Below are 15219 nucleotides of genomic sequence, written 5' to 3'. Positions count from 1 at the left end.
TGTCGCGCCGCGGTCCGGCGTGTGACGATCCGGGCGTGACCGCGACCGACGCCCTGCAGCATGCCCTGCACACCGCCTGGTCGGCGGACACCTGCCATCCGGACGACCGGGCGTCCTGGTCGGCCGACCGAGCCGCCCGCGGCCAGTGCGGCACCACCGCGCTCGTTGTGCAGGACTACCTGGGCGGCGAGGTCGTCGTCGGGAAGGTCGTCCGGGACGGCGGAGTGCTCTGCGACCACTGGTGGAACCGGGTCGAGGGGACCGAGCTGGACCTGACCGCCTCCGGCATCCGTCCGGACGAGACGGTCGTGGACGCGACCGTCGTGCGGCGCGACCACCCGGCCGTCGCCGGTTTCGCCGACCAGTACGGCGCGCTGCGGGCCCGGGTCGAGGATCTCCTCGGGTCGCCGGTGCAGCTCCGCCCGGCGACCGCGGCCGACCGGCCCGGTCTCGTCCGGATCTGGCGCCGCGCGGTCGAGGCCACCCACGCGTTCCTGACCCCGGGCGAGGTCGACCGGATCGAGGCGCAGGTGCGCGCCGACGTGCTGCCGGCGCTGGCGGTCACCGTCGCCGTCCGGGACCACACGCCGGTCGGCTGGATCGGCGTGGACGGCGATCGGGTCGAGGCGTTGTTCGTCGATCCCGGTGCGCACCGCGGCGGCGTCGGGACGGCCCTGCTGGACTCCGTCGTGTCCGTGCGGCCGGTGGTGCTGCTCGACGTGAACGAGCAGAATCCCGGTGCGCTCGCGTTCTACCTGGCACGCGGGTTCGTGCGCACCGGCCGGTCGGAGCGCGACGCCGAGGGCCGCCCCTTCCCGGTGATCCACCTCCGGCGCGGCTGAGCCGCGGTTCAGGGGCGGTGCGCGGCGACCATCCGGGCGCCCGCCTCGTCACCGTCGGCCCGCAGCCCGGCGACGACGCCGTCGATGTCGGCCGCCGGCCGGTTCTGGCTCAGCTTGAACTTCGCCTCGATCCGCTCGATCCGGAACTCGACGCCGACGATCGCCCGCAGCTGTCCCCGCACGAACCGCTCCGGGGCGTCGTCCACCGTCCACGGCTCGTCCCGCCCGGACTCGTGCAGGTCGGTCAGCCGGCGGACGACGTCGGCCAGCCAGTCGCCGTCGTCGTGCACCGTGACCGTGCCGTGCAGGTGCGCGGTGACGTAGTTCCAGGTCGGGACGACGCGGCCGTGCTCGGCCTTCGACGCGTACCAGGACGGGCTGACGTAGGAGTCCGGCCCGCGCACGATGACCAGCCCCGGTCGGCCGTCGGCCCGCCGCCAGTGCTCGTTGGTGCGGGCGAAGTGCCCGAGCAGCGTGCCGGTGCCCGGGTCGTGGACGAACGGCAACAGCGTCGCGTCCAGGCCGTCCGGGCCGTGGGTGACGAGATCGGCGGCGCCCGGACGGGCGAGCAGCTGCTGCACGGCCGCGTCGTCGGGGGCGAAGGCGGACGGTACGTACACGGTGGTCTCCGGGCTCGGTGATCGGTCGGGTCCAGCCTCCGCCGCCGGGTGGCCGTGCGCGACGGCCACATCCGGACGATTCGGGAAGGCCACTGTGCGACGATCCGCCCTGGCCGACCCCGCACAGATGAGTTCCGGCGGCCACCGCGGTCGGCCGAGGGGCGGCGCACACCGGCGCCGCGGGGAGGACACGCATGGGACGCCTGCGCTACACCGTGATCATGTCGCTCGACGGCTACCTGACCGACGCCGACGGCCGCTACGACTGGGCGATGCCCGACGACGAGGTCGTCGCCCACGTCACCGCCCGGGAGAGCTCGGCCGACACGCACCTCTACGGGCGCCGGATGTACACCGAGATGCGCGGCTGGGAGGACGTCACCGACGGGCGTCCCGGTCCCGACCTGGACTTCGCCCGCGGCTGGCGGGCCGCGGACAAGATCGTGTACTCCACGTCGCTGCCCGGGGTGACCACCGCGCGCACGCGGCTGGAGCGCACGTTCGACCCGGTCGCGGTCCGCGCCCTCGTCGACGCCCTCCCGGGCGACGCGTCGATCTCCGGCCCGACCCTGGCCGCGGAGGCCCTGCGGCAGGGGATCGTCGACGACATCGAGCTCTACGTCGTGCCGGTGCTCGTCGGAGGCGGGCTGCGGGCCCTGCCGTACGGGGCGCGGTACGGGCTGGAGCCGGTCGAGCAGCACCGGTTCGGCAACGGGTTCGTGCTGCTGCACTACCGGCGCACGGGCTGAGGGGCCCGGGCGGCGTCAGGCCCGGCCGTAGACCGACACGTGCAGCTCGCTGCGAGCGGTGAACGGCTCGCCCGACCAGCCGCCGTGCCGCTCGCGCAGCTCCAGCCCGGCGAGCCGGGCCATCAGGTCCAGCTCGCTCGGCCACACGTACCGCAGTGCGAGCGGGTCCCGGGAGATCCCGTGGTCGCCGATCCGGACGTGCGTCTTGTCCACCCGCTGGGTCACCCGGTCGTAGCGGCCGACGTCGAGGTGCACCTGCTCCCCGGACAGCCCCGCGACGTGGGTGTACTGGTCGACCCCGGAACGCTGCTCCAGCCGGTACATCGGGTCCGGGCAGACCAGCTCGACGACGAGCACGCCGTCGCCGGTCAGGTGCCGGGCGGCGTTCTCGACGCAGCGGACCTGGCCGTCCTGGGTCACCAGGTTCATCAGGGAGTTGAACGCGACGAACACCAGCGGGTACCGGTCCGGCAGGGTCACCTCCGCCATGTCCCCGGCGGTGATCCCGATCTCCTCGCCACCGGGCCGGGCGCGCAGCTGCTCGATCATCGCCGCCGACTGCTCGACGCCGTCGACCCGCAGTCCGCGGCGGGCCAGCGGGAGGGCGAGCCGGCCGGTGCCGATCGCGAACTCCAGTACCGGCCCGTCGCCCGCGAGACCGGCGAGCCGGGCGACCGCCGCGTCCTCGTCGCCGCGCGGCACGTCGTCGTACCGGGCGGCGACGTCCGGGCCGAAGCTGCGCCACGGGTCGAAGTCCATCGGGGTGAAGGTCACCCGGGTGATGGTGTCCGGCCCCCGGACGTCCGTCCAGCGGTTTTCCGTCCGTGTCAATGCGATCGCATTGACACGGACCGGGGGCACTGTTTCAATGCGAGTGCATTGAAACGGAAGGGGTCATGATGAAGGCAGCGCAGAACGTCGTCGGGTTCGTCGGGGTGGTGCTGGGGCTGATCCCGCTGCTGCAGTACGTGTTCTTCGGCGGCAACGGGCTGTGGAGCTTCGTCGTGGGCGACGACCCGGCGCTGCCCTGGATCCATCCGCTGGCGGTGCTGGTGGCCGCCGTGGTCGGAGTGGTCGTCCTGGACCGGATGGAGCGGGCGCACCGCTGAGTCCGGTGCCGGTCCGGGTCACCCGGCCGCCCCGCCGGCGAACGGCGTCGCCCGCCAGGCGTCGACCGCCGGGGCGAGGTACCCCGCGAGCTCCGGTAGCTGGGGGACCAGCAGCAGCGTCGCGAGCGCGCGCAACCGGCCGACGGCGTCGGTGAACGCGAGCACGCCGGGATCCAGCGGGCGCATCCCGCGCTGCCGCGCGGCGTCGTCGTACGCCCGGCCGAACACCGGGCCGAGGGTGGCCATGTCCCACTCGACCGGGCCCAGGGTGACGAGCTCGAAGTCGGCGTACCGGTCGCCGTCGACACCGGCGAAGACGTTCGCGGCCGGTGCGTCGCCGTGCACCGGCTGCAGCGCGGCGCCTGGGAACCGCGTCTCGAAGGCCGCCTGGGAGCGCACCCACGGCCCCAGCGCCGTCCACTCCCGGCGGGCACGGTCGAGGTCGGCCGCCGGGAGCAGGTCCGGGCGGTCGCCGAGCCCGGCCAGTGCCCGGTCGACCCACCACGGCTCGGCCGAGGACAGGAACGTCAGCGGGCCCGGGTAGTCGCGCAGCGCGGCGTGCAGCCGGGGGATCGACGCCGCGTTGGCCACGTAGTCCGGCTCGTGCCCGGCGACCTCCTCGGCGTAGCGCCAGAAGGTCATCGACAGGCCGTCGCGCTGCACGGGTACCCGCGGGACGAGATCGCTCGGTTCGAGCACCGGCGTGCCGTGTCCGGCGAGCCACTGCGCCACGTCCAGCTCCGAGTGCTGCCGGGCCGCCAGCGCGTCGAGATCGACCGGGGACGGCAGCACCGTGGGCACCCGGACGACCACCGGCGCCGGATCGAGCCGGACGACCACCGAGAACAGGTCGTGCAGCACCTTCGCGCCGGTCACGGCGAGCCCGAGCTCGCGGGCGGCACCGACCGCCGCGTCGACCGCGGCCGCCCGGCGCCGGGCCCGGTCGGAGGGGGAGACGGACCCGGTCACCGGGACACCGTCCCGTGGCCGCTCGCCCCGGCGGCGCGGAGCAGGCGCAGCTGCCCCAGCTCGGCCACGTTCTTCATCAGCTCGGCGTGGGCCCAGGCGACGAGAGCCGCGACGGTCCGTCCCTCGGGCCAGGGGAAGCCGACCGGCTCGTCCCGGCGTGGTCCGGCCGCGCCGTCGAGCGCGTCCGACCAGGCGGCGGCGAGCGCGCGCAGCGCGGCACCCACGCCGTCGGCGGTGCGCGGGCAGACGACGTCGTCGCGCTCCCGGCGCGGCACACCGGTCAGCTCGTCGAGCGCGGTGCCCCACCACCACAGCAGGTGCCAGGCGATCCAGGCGACGGTCGGCGCCGGGACCGGGTCGGGCTCGGCGAGGTCGGTGGACAGGTCCGGCCGCAGCAGGCCGTCCGGGCCCTCGTGCACCGTCCAGTGCAGCGGGGCCGGTACCCACGTCAGGTCGTCGTCGGTCAGCCGGTCGAGGTGGTACTCGGCGAGCGACCAGGTCAGGTCGAACTGCTCGCGGACGGGATCGGTCACGGCCGATGATCCTGCGGTGCGGGCGCGCTGCGCGCCAGCGGGTTCAGCCGCCGGGGCGCCGGGCCCGGTCCGCGAGCATCGTCTCGGTGGCGGCGCGCACCTCGGGCTCGGGGATCTCCTCGGTCCCCGCCGTCGTGACCGTGACGATCGTCGGGAACAGCCCGCGGACCAGGTCGGGACCGGCGGTGGCGGTGTCGTCGTCCGCGGCGTCCCACAGGGCGTTCACCGCGAGCGAGACCGCACCGGCCCGGTCGACGTCGGGCCGGTGCCGCTTCTTCAGCGACGCCTCGGCGAAGGACGAGCCGGAGCCGATGCCGGTGTAACCGGACCGGTTGCGCGCGACGCTGCCCGAGGGGTCGAACGTGACGATCCGGGCCGGATCGGGGTCCGCGGGGTCGTAGCCGACGAACAGCGGCAGTGCGACGAAGCCCTGCATCGCCGCGGGCAGGTTCTCCCGGACGACGGTCGACAGCCGCCGGATCTTGCCGTCCTGGCTGATCGGGGCGCCCTCGACCTTCTCGTACTGCTCGACCTCGACGGCGAACAGCTGCAGCATGAGCAACGCGTGCCCGACCGACCCGGCGAACCCGGCGGCCGAGGTGCCGTCGATCGCCATGACCTTCACGAGGTCCTTCTGCGCGATGAGGTTGCCCGAGGTCGCCCGCCGGTCACCGGCGAGCAGCACGCCGTCGGCCCAGGTGAACGCGATGATGGTGGTGCCGTGCGGGGTGTGCAGCCCGGCACCGAGATCCGCCGGGACCCGCTGGCCGGGATCGCGCGGCAGGCTCGCGGGCAGTGCGCCGGGGGCGTGCAGCCGGAGCTGTTCCAGGAACGACGGACCGGTCATGGGCTCCTTCTCCTACGGTGGGCGGGGTCGATCCTTCCCTCCCCGGCGCCGCCGGTCCAGCCGGGTCCGGTGCACACTCCACGGCGTGGACGCGCGCGAACGGGCGAGGACCTTCGGCACCCGGTTCGGGATGTCGGTGCCGGTGCTGGAGGCGCCGATGGCGGGCGCGTGCCCGCCGGAACTGGCCGCCGCCGTCGCCGGGGCCGGTGGCATGGGCGCGGCCGGGGTCGTGAACGACTCCCCGGAGCGGATCGCGGAGTGGGTGCGTCGCTACCGCGAGCTGGCCGGACCGGCGCCGCTGCAGCTGAACCTGTGGGTCCCGGACCCGCCGGACGGGCGGTCCACGGACCCGGCCGAGGAGTTCCTGGCCGGTTTCGGCGGGACACCGGCGCCGCCGCCCGGCCCCGGCCCGGACGTCGCGGAGCAGTTCGCCGCGGTCCTCGCGGCCCGGCCGACCGCGGTGTCGACGATCATGGGCCTGCTGACCCCGGATGAGGTGGCGGCCGTGCACGACGCGGGCGTCGCCTGGTTCGCCACCGCGTCCACCCGGACCGACGCGCTCGCGGCCGAGGCGGCCGGGGCGGATGTCGTCGTCGCACAGGCCATGGAGGCCGGCGGACACCGCGGCACCGTCGACCCGGCGGCGGCCGAGCACACCGCGGTCGGGCTGTTCGCGCTGCTGCCGTGGATCGCCGATGCCGTGTCCGTGCCGGTCGTGGCCGCCGGAGCCGTCGCCGACGGCCGGGCACTCGCCGCCGCGCTGACCCTCGGCGCGAGCGCGGTGCAGGTCGGGACGGCGCTGCTGCGCACCCCCGAGGCCGGGATCGACGCCGGCTGGTCGGCGGCCCTCGACGGCCTCGCCCCCGAGGACACCGTCACCACCCGGGCGTACTCCGGCCGGCTCGCCCGCGGCGTCCCGACCGACTTCGTGCGGGCCTGGGCCCGGCCGGGGGCGCCGTCCCCGGCGCCCTACCCGCAGCAGCGGATGCTCGTCGGCCGGTACCGGGCCGGCGAACCCGGTGGCGTCGACCGGGTGAACCACTGGGCCGGGCAGGCGGCCGCCCGCGCGGGGACCGGGCCGGCCGGGGAGATCGTGGACCGGATGTGGCGGACGGCCGACCGGTTGCTGCCCGGCTGAGCGGTCAGTCCGTCCCGCCGACCATGTCGTCGAACTCGCCCTTCTTGGCGCCGTCGACGAACGCCGAGATCTCCGCCGGGGTGTAGACGAGCACCGGCCCCTCGGGGTCGGCCGAGTTGCGGACGGCGACCTGGCCGTCGTCCAGCACGGCGAACTCCACGCTCTCGCCGTCCGCGTGCGCCCCGGCGGGACGCCGCCAGGTGACGGGGCCGAGATCGGCGGCGCGGGTGCCGTTGGGGTGGCTCACGGGACCTCCAGGTGGGTCGGGGTGATCGGCCGGGACCGGTCCGGCGATCACTGTCTGATTGCGGAGTGTCACAGAACGAGTGTGCGTTCGCACTTGCATCCGCAATGGGCATCCCCGACCATGGAGGTGCCTACCGCGAAGGAGTCCCGAAGATGCGCCGGTCGACGCACCGATACGGGTCCGGACGGTCGTCCTCGTGACCGCCGGACAGAGTGCCGATGCGGACGTTCCCGACGTGTTCACCTTGACGTCGGTTCTCGACAATCGTGCACACAAAGTGATCGATTCGGAACTCTGCGCACCCCATGCGTGCGATATCGGGCGATACGAGGCACTCTGCGGTCACCTGGTGTCGCCGGCACCCCTGGTGGAGGAGGATGGCGCGCCCTGCGCGCGGTGCGCCGAGCTCGATCCCACCGCGACCGTCGAGCAACCCCGCCGGTCCCGCCGCCGCGGCTGGGGTCTGCGCCGGATGCTCACCGCCTGACCTGCGGTGATACCGCGCCGGTGATCGACCGGCCGGCCACACGTGACTCCGCGGCGACGGGCTCGTTGGACCGTGGAGGCAGGTTCCGGCACCCCCGGCCGGACACCTCGTCACGAGGAGGTTGACCCGTGTTGACACCGGGCTCCGGAGTCGTCCTGTTGCTCGTCGTGCTGCTGGCGGCCGGTGTGCTGCTCAGTCCCCCCGGCCGTCGGATGGTCGGTGCCGTCGGCCGTTCGGTGTGGCGCTGGCCCGGCCTGATCCGGTCCGAACTGCGTGGTGACGCCCCGCTCGACGCCGCGACCCCGGACGGCGGCGAGACACCCCAGGACCGGCACGACACGACGCCGGAGATCCCCGTGGTGCGCGACGAGCCGTTGCCGCAGACCCGTGGCCTGCCGCAGCTCGGACGCCCCACCCGCTGATCCCCGCACTCGTCGGGGGCGGTGGCTGTCGCGGTCCGCGCGGCAGGCGGTAAATTTTCTTTTACCGAGGGGGAACCCTCGGCGGGCTCCCCGCGTTGCACGGATGCGAGGGCTCGCCGAAGGCGGCCCCGCACGCGTCCGTCGAGGAGGATCCAGGTGCGCTCCACGAGCAACCCGGCGTTCCGCAACCTGCCCACCCAGCAGGGCGGCTACGCCACGTTCGACCGCTCCGGCGGCGGCATGATGGGCGGTGGAGCCGCGTTCGCCGGTGCCCAGTCGTCATCCGTCGACCCGAGCATGGCGACCCAGGAGACGGGTCGCCCGATCACGATCGACGACATCGTCCAGAAGACCGCGATCAGCGCCGGTCTGGCGCTGCTGACCGGCACCCTGACCATGCTGTCGGGTCTGGCGATCCTGGCGCTCCCGGCGTTCCTCGTCGGGCTCGTCGTGTCGCTGATCGTCATCTTCAAGCAGAAGCCCAGTGCGCCGCTGACGCTGACGTACTCCGGTGCGATGGGTGTCGCGCTCGGCGGCGTCTCCTCGATGTTCCCGGGGATCGCGCTGCAGGCCGTCATGGGCACCGCCGGGGTGTTCTTCGGCATGCTGGTCATCTACAAGACCGGCGCCGTGAAGGTCACGCCGAGGTTCACCAAGTGGATCATGGGCGCGATGATCGGTGTCGTCGTCCTGATGCTGGGCAACCTGGTCGCGAGCTTCTTCACCGACGGCGGGTTCGGCCTGCGCGACGGTGGCCCGTGGGCCATCCTGTTCAGCCTCGTCGTGATCGGTGTGGCGGCGTTCAGCCTGCTGCTCGACTTCGACGCGGCGGACAACGCGGTGCGCTCGGGCGTGCCGGCGAAGTACTCCTGGTACATCGCCTTCGGCCTGATGACCACGATCGTCTGGCTCTACATCGAGATCTTCCGCCTGCTGAGCTACTTCCAGGGCGACTGAGGTCGCAGCCGACGACCCGACCGACCGGTCGGGACGTGGGCCGGAAACGCCCCCTCCGGCCCGGCACGCCGCGGACACCGCTCCGGTGTCCGCGGCGTGCTCGTGTCCGGGGCCGTATTGCGCTGTCCGCCGACCGCGGGCGGGCGTAGGTTCGTCGGGTGCCCGGGAACGACCCGGTGCTCACCGGGGTCATCGTCTTCCTGGCGATCGCGTTGGGTCCCGCGGTACTGGTGTGGCTGGTGGGGCGGCTACCGGGCGTCGTGCGCCGGGCGCGCCGGGGCCGCGGCAGGGCGGCGCCCCCGGCCCCGGTCGGGCCGCCGCTCGAACGGCTCGTCGCCGACCTGCGCCGGCTGGAGCGGATGCGGCGCGACCCGCGGCCGACCACCTGGGTCCAGCGCGTCGCGCTGCTCGCCGCCTACGACGAGGTCCTGCTGGCGACCTGCCGTGCGGTCGGCGTCGAGGACCCGCCGCTGCGGGCCTTCGTGGCGGACGGCGGGGTCGCCGGTGCGCTCGACCGGGGACGGGCCCTCGCCCGGATCCGGACCGAGGCCGCACTGGAGGCGACCGGGGTCCGGATCGACCCGCCGGGCCCGGCCGTCGCGTGAGCCACGGCCCGGGCCCGGGAGGGGTCAGGACAGGCGCTCGAGCACCATCGCCATACCCTGCCCGCCGCCGACGCACATAGTCTCCAGCCCGTACCGGCCGCCGGTGCTGCGCAGGCCGTTGAGCAGGGTCGTCGTGATCCGGGCACCGGTCATGCCGAACGGGTGCCCCAGCGCGATCGCGCCGCCGTGCACGTTCAGCTTCGCCTCGTCGATGCCCAGGTCACGAGCGCTCGGGAGGACCTGCGCCGCGAACGCCTCGTTGATCTCGACCAGGTCGATGTCGTCCATCGTCAGCCCGGCCCGGTCCAGCGCCTGGATCGAGGCGGCCACCGGGCCGTAGCCCATGATCTCCGGGGAGAGCCCGGTGACACCGGTGGAGACGACCCGCGCCAGCGGGGTGATGCCCAGCTGCTCGGCCTTCATGTCCGACATGACCACCAGCGCGGCCGCACCGTCGTTGAGCGGGCAGGCGTTGCCCGCGGTGATCCGGCCGTCCGGGCGGAAGACCGGCTTGAGCTCGGCGAGCTTGTCGTAGGTGGTGCCGGCGCGCGGGCCGTCGTCGGTGCGGACGACCGTGCCGTCCGGCAGCGTGACCGGGGTGATCTCGCGCTCGAAGAAGCCGTCCGCGATGGCCTTCTCCGCCCGGTTCTGCGACTGCGCCGCGAACCGGTCCATCTCCTCCCGGGACACGTCCTTGGCCCGGGCCAGGTTCTCCGCGGTCTGGCCCATCGCGATGTAGGCGTCCGGCAGCAGGTCCTGCTCGCGCGGGTCGGTCCAGGACCCGGCGCCGGACTCGGCGGTCGCCCTGGTCCGGGCCTCGGCGTCGGCGAACAGTGGGTTGTGCGTGTCCGGCCAGGAGTCCGAGGTGCCGCGGGAGAACCGGGACACCGTCTCGACCCCGGCCGAGACGAACACGTCACCCTCCCCGGCCCGGATCGCGTGCAGCGCCATCCGGGTGGTCTGCAGCGACGACGAGCAGTACCGGGTGATCGTCGTGCCGGGGAGCGCGTCGTAGCCGAGCTGCACGGCGACGATCCGGGCCATGTTGTTGCCCTGCTCACCGCCGGGCAGGCCGCAGCCGAGCATCAGGTCGTCGATCTCGCCCGGGTCCAGGGCGGGGACCTGGTCGAGCGCGGCACGCACCATCTGCACGGTCAGGTCGTCCGGGCGCATCCCGGCCAGGGAACCCTTGTTCGCACGGCCGATCGGGGACCGGGCCGCGGCGACGATCACGGCTTCGGGCATCGACGTCCTCCTCCATCGCAGGGTGTGTCCGATTCCGAGGGTACTCAGCGGTAACCCGGCGGAGTGCGGGACGTGACGAAACTGTCGGAGGCGGCGGGCATGCTGCGCACATGACGTCGTGGGGAGAGTTCCGGGCCGCCGAGCCCGAGTTCGCGGGTCTGGCCGAGCGGATCCTGGGCCGCGGGGTGGCTCTGGTGATCGCGACCCTGCGGGCGGACGGGTCGCCGCGCGTCTCCGGCCTCGAGATCGTGCTCGACGGCGGCGAGCTCGCCTTCGGCTCGATGCCGGGCTCGCGCAAGGGGGCCGACCTGCGCCGCGATCCCCGGTTCGCGCTGCACGCCGCGCCGGCCGACCAGTCCGGCGGGGCCATGGGGGACGGCGACCTGAAGGTGTCCGGGCGCGCGGTCTGGACCGGCCCGCTGGCCGGCTCGATCCCCGGTGACGGGTTCCAGGCCGAGCTCGGCGAGGTCGTGTGGACGGGGGTGAACGAGGCCCGCAACCGCCTCGTCGTCCGGTGGTGGTCACCCGGGTCGGGGCTGCGGTCGGTCGAGCGGGAGTGAACGGTGCGAGGATGCGGGCATGCGCTACGTCGAACACGTCGTCGACCTGGTCGGGAACACACCGCTCGTCCGGCTGGGGGCGACGGCGGAGGGCATCGCCCCGCCGGTCCTCGCCAAGGTCGAGTACCTGAACCCCGGCGGCTCGGTGAAGGACCGGATCGCCCTGCGGATGGTGGAGGCCGCCGAGGCCTCCGGTGAGCTGCGTCCCGGCGGCACGATCGTCGAGCCGACGTCGGGCAACACCGGGGTCGGGCTGGCGATGGTCGCGCAGCGCAGGGGCTACCGGTGCGTGTTCGTCTGCCCGGACAAGGTCGGCGAGGACAAGCGCAACGTGCTCAAGGCCTACGGGGCCGAGGTCGTCGTCTGCCCGACGGCGGTGGCCCCCGACCACCCGGACTCCTACTACCGCACCTCCGACCGCCTGGTCTCCGAGATCGACGGCGCCTGGAAGCCGAACCAGTACGCCAACCCGGCGAACCCCGAGTCGCACTACCACTCGACCGGACCGGAGATCTGGGAGCAGACCGACGGGAAGATCACGCACTTCGTCGCGGGCATCGGCACCGGCGGCACCATCTCGGGCATCGGGCGCTACCTCAAGGAGGTCTCCGGCGGCGCCGTGCGGATCATCGGCGCGGACCCGGAGGGCTCGGTCTACTCCGGCGGCACCGGGCGTCCGTACCTGGTCGAGGGTGTCGGCGAGGACTTCTGGCCGACCACCTACGACCGCAGCGTCTGCGACGAGATCGTCGCCGTGTCCGACGGTGACTCGTTCCACATGACGCGGCGCCTCGCCCGGGAGGAGGCGCTGCTCGTCGGCGGCTCCTGCGGGATGGCGGCCGTGGCGGCGCTGCGGGTGGCCGCGACGCTGCCGGCGGACGCGGTGGTCGTCGTGCTGCTCCCGGACGGCGGTCGTGGCTACCTGGGCAAGGTGTTCAACGACAGCTGGATGGCGAGCTACGGCTTCCTGCCGCCGTCGCAGGGCGCCACCATCGGTGACGTGCTGCGCCGCAAGGACGGGTCGATGCCCGCTCTGGTGCACGCCCACCCGAACGAGACGGTCGCTGACGCGGCGCTCTACCTGCGCGAGTTCGGTGTGTCCCAGATGCCCGTGGTGAACGCCGAGCCGCCGGTGATGGCGGCCGAGGTGGCCGGCTCGGTCGTCGAGCGGGACCTGCTCGACGCGCTGTTCACCGGCCGGGCCGAGCTGGCCGACCGGCTGGAGGACCACATGTCACCGCCGCTGCCGACACTCGGGGCGGGGGAGTCGCTGCAGGATGCGATGGAGGCGTTCGCCAAGGCGGACGCGGCGCTGGTGCTCGAGGACGGCAAGCCGGCGGGCGTCGTCACCCGGTCCGACGTCATCGCCTTCCTCGGCAACGGGTGACCCGGAGCGCGGGAGTAGCCTCCGCGGGCATGCAGGGCTTCTCCACGCGCGCCATCCACGCCGGTCAGGAACCGGACCCGACAACGGGCGCCGTCACGACCTCCATCCACACGAGCTCGACCTACGCCCAGGACGGCGTCGGCGGGACCCGCGGCGGGTACGAGTACTCGCGCAGCGCCAACCCGACCCGGACCGTGTGGGAGGAATGCCTGGCCGCGCTGGAGGGCGGACGGCACGCCCGCGCGTTCGGCTCCGGCATGGGGGCGACGGACACCCTCCTGCGGATCCTGCTGCGGCCGGGGGACCACCTGGTCATCCCGCACGACGCCTACGGCGGCACCTTCCGCCTGGTGGACAAGGTGCTCTCCGGGTTCGGCGTCGAGCACACCCCGGTCGACCTGGGTGACCTCGACGCGACCCGGGCCGCGATCCGCCCGACGACGAAGGTGATCTGGTCGGAGACCCCGACCAACCCGCTGCTCGGCATCGCCGACATCGCGGGCCTGGCCGGAGTCGCCAGGGAGGCCGATGCCCGGCTGGTCGTGGACAACACGTTCGCCTCGCCGTACCTGCAGACTCCGCTGGCGCTGGGCGCCGACGTCGTCGTGCACTCGACGACGAAGTACGTCGGCGGGCACTCCGACGTCGTCGGCGGCGCCCTGGTCACCGACGACGACGAGCTCGCCGAGCGCATCTCGTTCACCCAGAACTCGGTCGGCTCGGTGCCCGGCCCGTTCGACGCCTGGCTGACGCTGCGCGGGGCGAAGACGCTGGCCGTGCGCATGGAGCGGCACTGCGACAACGCCGAGCGGGTCGTGGAGATGCTGCAGGCCCACCCGGCGGTGTCGCAGGTGCTCTACCCGGGCCTGCCCGAGCACCCCGGCCACGAGGCCGCCGCGAAGCAGATGCGCCGGTTCGGCGGGATGGTGTCCTTCCTCGCCGCCGGGGGCCGCGACGCCGCGCTGCGGATCTGCGCCGGGACGAGGCTGTTCACCCTCGCCGAGTCCCTCGGCGGGGTCGAGTCGCTGATCGAGCACCCGGGCCAGATGACGCACGCGTCCACCGCGGGTTCCATGCTGGAGGTCCCGGACAACCTGGTGCGCCTGTCCGTCGGCATCGAGGACGCCGAGGACCTCCTCGACGACCTGCGCACCGCCCTGGACACCGCCCGCTGACGCCCTCCCGCCGCACCACCTGCACCCGCCCCACGTTGCACTCATGGAGCTTCGGCCCGGTCACACGAGGCCGAAGCTCCATGAGTGCAACCGGGCGGGGGAGGGGCGGGGCCTAGGGTGTGTCTCCCAATGCGCGGAGCCAGGTGACGATTGCCTTCAGGACGGCGCCGCCGCGGAAGGTCAGGGCGAGCTTGTCGTAACGGGTGGCCAGCCCGCGCCACTGCTTGACGTGGCAGAACCCGCGCTCGACGACGTTGCGGTTTCGGTAGTCGACCGGATCGAATGCGGGCGGTCGGCCACCGCGTGAGCCCCGTCGTTTGCGGTGTCCCTGCTGGTCAGAGGGCTCCGGAATGACAGCGATGATCCGGCGCTCGCGCAGGTGCCGGCGGATCGCGCGTGAGGAGTAGGCCTTGTCCGCGCGCACGCGTTCAGGCCGGGTCCGGGGTCGTCCCGGGCCCGGTCGGGCGATGCTCAGGTGCGCCATCAGGTGCGGAAACATTGGCGAGTCGCCGCCCTGGCCGGGGCCGAGGAGGACCACCAGCGGGCGGCCGTGCCCGTCAACGAGCTGGTGGATCTTCGTCGACAGCCCTCCGCGGGACCGTCCCAGCGCGTGATCTGCTGGTTCGGCGAGCAGATTCGTGTAGTTCGATCCGGCCCCCTGTGTCGCGCTTGAGGGTCGCGGCGTGCTGGTGGGCACGGATGATCGTGGAGTCCACGCTGACCGCCCACCCGAGCACCTCGGCGGCGTCGGCCTCGACCAGAAGAGCAGCCAGGATGTGGTCCCAGGTGCCGTCGCCGCTGTAGCGGCGGTGCCGCTTCCACAACGTCTGCCACGGCCCGAACTCGGCTGGGACGTCGCGCCAGGGAAGCCCGCACCGATACCGGTAGATGATCCCCTCGATCACCCGGCGGTCATCGCGGAACGGGCGCCCGCGACGACCCTCGGAGGAGGGCAACAGCGGCGCCAGACGGGCCCACTGGGCATCAGTCAGGACAGCGGTACGCGGCACCGATCAAGCATCGCGCACCCCGGTCCGCCTATCTGGGAGACACGCCCTAGCTGCGGGACTGGTCCTGGTCGGGGACCGCGGGGGGCGGGAGGACCAGGTCGTCCGGGTCGACGCACCCGCCGACCAGTGACCAGGTGCCGTCGGTGCGGTGCTCGTAGTGCCCCGGGTCGTCGCAGCCGGCGTCGCGCACGGTCGCCACGGCCAGCGCAGTGAGGCCTGCGGCGAGCAGCAGGGGCGCGGTGGTGCGCAGCCGGGTCATGAGCGTGTCCCTCCCGACACCGGACGCGCAGCGACGGGGAAATCACGCCCGGTGAGAC

Annotated in this window: 19 protein-coding genes and 1 pseudogene; 11 read left to right on the top strand and 9 right to left on the bottom strand. The window is 73.6% G+C overall.

The genetic code is table 11. The features are described from left to right. Window positions 1-35 precede the first annotated feature (35 nt). The gene (locus AFB00_RS34640; RefSeq protein WP_231974260.1) at window positions 36-842 is read left to right on the top strand and encodes a YunG family protein; all 807 of its coding nucleotides are present in this window, start codon (window positions 36-38) and stop codon (window positions 840-842) included. 8 nt (window positions 843-850) lie between these two features. Here the strand turns inward: AFB00_RS34640 and AFB00_RS06795 are convergent, their stop codons facing one another. Then, the gene (locus AFB00_RS06795) at window positions 851-1462 is read right to left on the bottom strand and encodes an FMN-binding negative transcriptional regulator (RefSeq protein WP_068800068.1); all 612 of its coding nucleotides are present in this window, start codon (window positions 1460-1462) and stop codon (window positions 851-853) included. Window positions 1463-1656: 194 nt separating this feature from the next. On the opposite strand from AFB00_RS06795, the gene AFB00_RS06790 reads away from it, so the two are divergent. After that, window positions 1657-2211 (top strand): dihydrofolate reductase family protein, encoded by a 555-nt coding sequence (locus AFB00_RS06790; protein WP_068796527.1) that lies wholly within the window; start codon window positions 1657-1659, stop codon window positions 2209-2211. Between the two features lie 15 nt (window positions 2212-2226). Here AFB00_RS06790 and AFB00_RS06785 read toward each other — a convergent pair whose 3' ends face one another. Next, entirely contained in the window at window positions 2227-2985 is a 759-nt protein-coding gene (locus AFB00_RS06785) for a class I SAM-dependent DNA methyltransferase (RefSeq protein WP_197519772.1), read from the bottom strand. A 122-nt stretch (window positions 2986-3107) separates the two neighbouring features. Here AFB00_RS06785 and AFB00_RS06780 point away from each other — a divergent pair, with 122 nt between their 5' ends. Continuing rightward, window positions 3108-3320: a hypothetical protein gene (locus tag AFB00_RS06780; RefSeq protein ID WP_068796526.1), complete on the top strand. Its 213-nt coding sequence runs from the start codon at window positions 3108-3110 to the stop codon at window positions 3318-3320. Between the two features lie 18 nt (window positions 3321-3338). On the opposite strand, the gene AFB00_RS06775 is transcribed toward AFB00_RS06780, so the two are convergent. From AFB00_RS06775 to prcB, 3 genes are read right to left on the bottom strand one after another with little or no spacing between them, the layout of a single operon-like run. Further along, window positions 3339-4289, bottom strand: a complete 951-nt coding sequence (locus AFB00_RS06775) for a phosphotransferase (RefSeq protein ID WP_068796525.1) — start codon at window positions 4287-4289, stop codon at window positions 3339-3341. Then, entirely contained in the window at window positions 4286-4822 is a 537-nt protein-coding gene (locus AFB00_RS06770) for a DinB family protein (RefSeq protein WP_068796524.1), read from the bottom strand. Before AFB00_RS06770 ends, AFB00_RS06775 begins: the two co-directional genes overlap by 4 nt. Before the next feature lie 43 nt (window positions 4823-4865). Beyond that, window positions 4866-5669 carry a proteasome subunit beta gene (gene prcB, locus AFB00_RS06765; RefSeq protein WP_068796523.1) on the bottom strand — a complete coding sequence of 268 codons (804 nt, stop codon included), beginning with the start codon at window positions 5667-5669 and terminating at the stop codon, window positions 4866-4868. A gap of 85 nt (window positions 5670-5754) precedes the next feature. On the opposite strand from prcB, the gene AFB00_RS06760 reads away from it, so the two are divergent. Continuing rightward, window positions 5755-6807 carry an NAD(P)H-dependent flavin oxidoreductase gene (locus AFB00_RS06760; RefSeq protein ID WP_231974258.1) on the top strand — a complete coding sequence of 351 codons (1053 nt, stop codon included), beginning with the start codon at window positions 5755-5757 and terminating at the stop codon, window positions 6805-6807. 4 nt (window positions 6808-6811) lie between these two features. On the opposite strand, the gene AFB00_RS06755 is transcribed toward AFB00_RS06760, so the two are convergent. After that, window positions 6812-7054 (bottom strand): DUF397 domain-containing protein, encoded by a 243-nt coding sequence (locus AFB00_RS06755; protein ID WP_068796522.1) that lies wholly within the window; start codon window positions 7052-7054, stop codon window positions 6812-6814. 196 nt (window positions 7055-7250) lie between these two features. On the opposite strand from AFB00_RS06755, the gene AFB00_RS33020 reads away from it, so the two are divergent. From AFB00_RS33020 to AFB00_RS06740, 4 genes are all read left to right on the top strand, one after another. Further along, the gene (locus tag AFB00_RS33020) at window positions 7251-7541 is read left to right on the top strand and encodes a hypothetical protein (protein ID WP_156819419.1); all 291 of its coding nucleotides are present in this window, start codon (window positions 7251-7253) and stop codon (window positions 7539-7541) included. Between the two features lie 128 nt (window positions 7542-7669). Continuing rightward, window positions 7670-7963 carry a hypothetical protein gene (locus AFB00_RS06750; protein ID WP_068796521.1) on the top strand — a complete coding sequence of 98 codons (294 nt, stop codon included), beginning with the start codon at window positions 7670-7672 and terminating at the stop codon, window positions 7961-7963. 156 nt (window positions 7964-8119) lie between these two features. After that, the gene (locus tag AFB00_RS06745; RefSeq protein ID WP_068796520.1) at window positions 8120-8920 is read left to right on the top strand and encodes a Bax inhibitor-1/YccA family protein; all 801 of its coding nucleotides are present in this window, start codon (window positions 8120-8122) and stop codon (window positions 8918-8920) included. Window positions 8921-9078: 158 nt separating this feature from the next. Then, on the top strand, window positions 9079-9525 hold the full coding sequence (locus AFB00_RS06740) for a hypothetical protein (protein ID WP_068796519.1): 447 nt from the start codon (window positions 9079-9081) through the stop codon (window positions 9523-9525). A gap of 24 nt (window positions 9526-9549) precedes the next feature. Here AFB00_RS06740 and AFB00_RS06735 read toward each other — a convergent pair whose 3' ends face one another. Then, a complete protein-coding gene (locus AFB00_RS06735; protein WP_068796518.1) occupies window positions 9550-10770 on the bottom strand; it encodes an acetyl-CoA C-acetyltransferase in 1221 nt (406 codons plus the stop codon). Window positions 10771-10880: 110 nt separating this feature from the next. Between AFB00_RS06735 and AFB00_RS06730 the strand changes: the two genes are divergently transcribed. Genes AFB00_RS06730 through AFB00_RS06720 form a run of 3 tightly spaced genes read left to right on the top strand, consistent with a single transcriptional unit; the run spans window position 10881 to window position 13892 of the window. Then, window positions 10881-11330 carry a pyridoxamine 5'-phosphate oxidase family protein gene (locus AFB00_RS06730; protein ID WP_068796517.1) on the top strand — a complete coding sequence of 150 codons (450 nt, stop codon included), beginning with the start codon at window positions 10881-10883 and terminating at the stop codon, window positions 11328-11330. Window positions 11331-11349: 19 nt separating this feature from the next. Continuing rightward, window positions 11350-12717, top strand: a complete 1368-nt coding sequence (locus tag AFB00_RS06725) for a cystathionine beta-synthase (RefSeq protein ID WP_068796516.1) — start codon at window positions 11350-11352, stop codon at window positions 12715-12717. A 29-nt stretch (window positions 12718-12746) separates the two neighbouring features. Then, window positions 12747-13892, top strand: a complete 1146-nt coding sequence (locus AFB00_RS06720) for a cystathionine gamma-synthase (protein ID WP_068796515.1) — start codon at window positions 12747-12749, stop codon at window positions 13890-13892. A gap of 112 nt (window positions 13893-14004) precedes the next feature. On the opposite strand, the pseudogene AFB00_RS31485 reads toward AFB00_RS06720, so the two are convergent. Together AFB00_RS31485 and AFB00_RS06705 are read right to left on the bottom strand one after the other, a co-directional pair. After that, window positions 14005-14902 (bottom strand): annotated as a pseudogene (locus AFB00_RS31485) (IS5 family transposase). Between the two features lie 46 nt (window positions 14903-14948). Next, window positions 14949-15161, bottom strand: coding sequence for a hypothetical protein (locus AFB00_RS06705; protein ID WP_068796514.1), 213 nt, complete (start codon window positions 15159-15161; stop codon window positions 14949-14951). Window positions 15162-15219 lie beyond the last annotated feature (58 nt).

It is taken from the genome of Pseudonocardia sp. HH130630-07 (assembly GCF_001698125.1).
Classification (GTDB): domain Bacteria; phylum Actinomycetota; class Actinomycetes; order Mycobacteriales; family Pseudonocardiaceae; genus Pseudonocardia.
This window is presented reverse-complemented; position numbering and strand designations above follow the sequence as displayed.

Coding starts and splice junctions, on each gene's coding strand:
- AFB00_RS06790 (WP_068796527.1), top strand. CDS start 1,657: ATGGGACGCCTGCGCTACACCGTGATCATGTCGCTCGACGGCTACCTG.
- AFB00_RS06780 (WP_068796526.1), top strand. CDS start 3,108: ATGATGAAGGCAGCGCAGAACGTCGTCGGGTTCGTCGGGGTGGTGCTG.
- prcB (WP_068796523.1), bottom strand. CDS start 5,669: ATGACCGGTCCGTCGTTCCTGGAACAGCTCCGGCTGCACGCCCCCGGC.
- AFB00_RS06735 (WP_068796518.1), bottom strand. CDS start 10,770: ATGCCCGAAGCCGTGATCGTCGCCGCGGCCCGGTCCCCGATCGGCCGT.
- AFB00_RS06730 (WP_068796517.1), top strand. CDS start 10,881: ATGACGTCGTGGGGAGAGTTCCGGGCCGCCGAGCCCGAGTTCGCGGGT.
- AFB00_RS06725 (WP_068796516.1), top strand. CDS start 11,350: ATGCGCTACGTCGAACACGTCGTCGACCTGGTCGGGAACACACCGCTC.
- AFB00_RS06720 (WP_068796515.1), top strand. CDS start 12,747: ATGCAGGGCTTCTCCACGCGCGCCATCCACGCCGGTCAGGAACCGGAC.
- AFB00_RS06705 (WP_068796514.1), bottom strand. CDS start 15,161: ATGACCCGGCTGCGCACCACCGCGCCCCTGCTGCTCGCCGCAGGCCTC.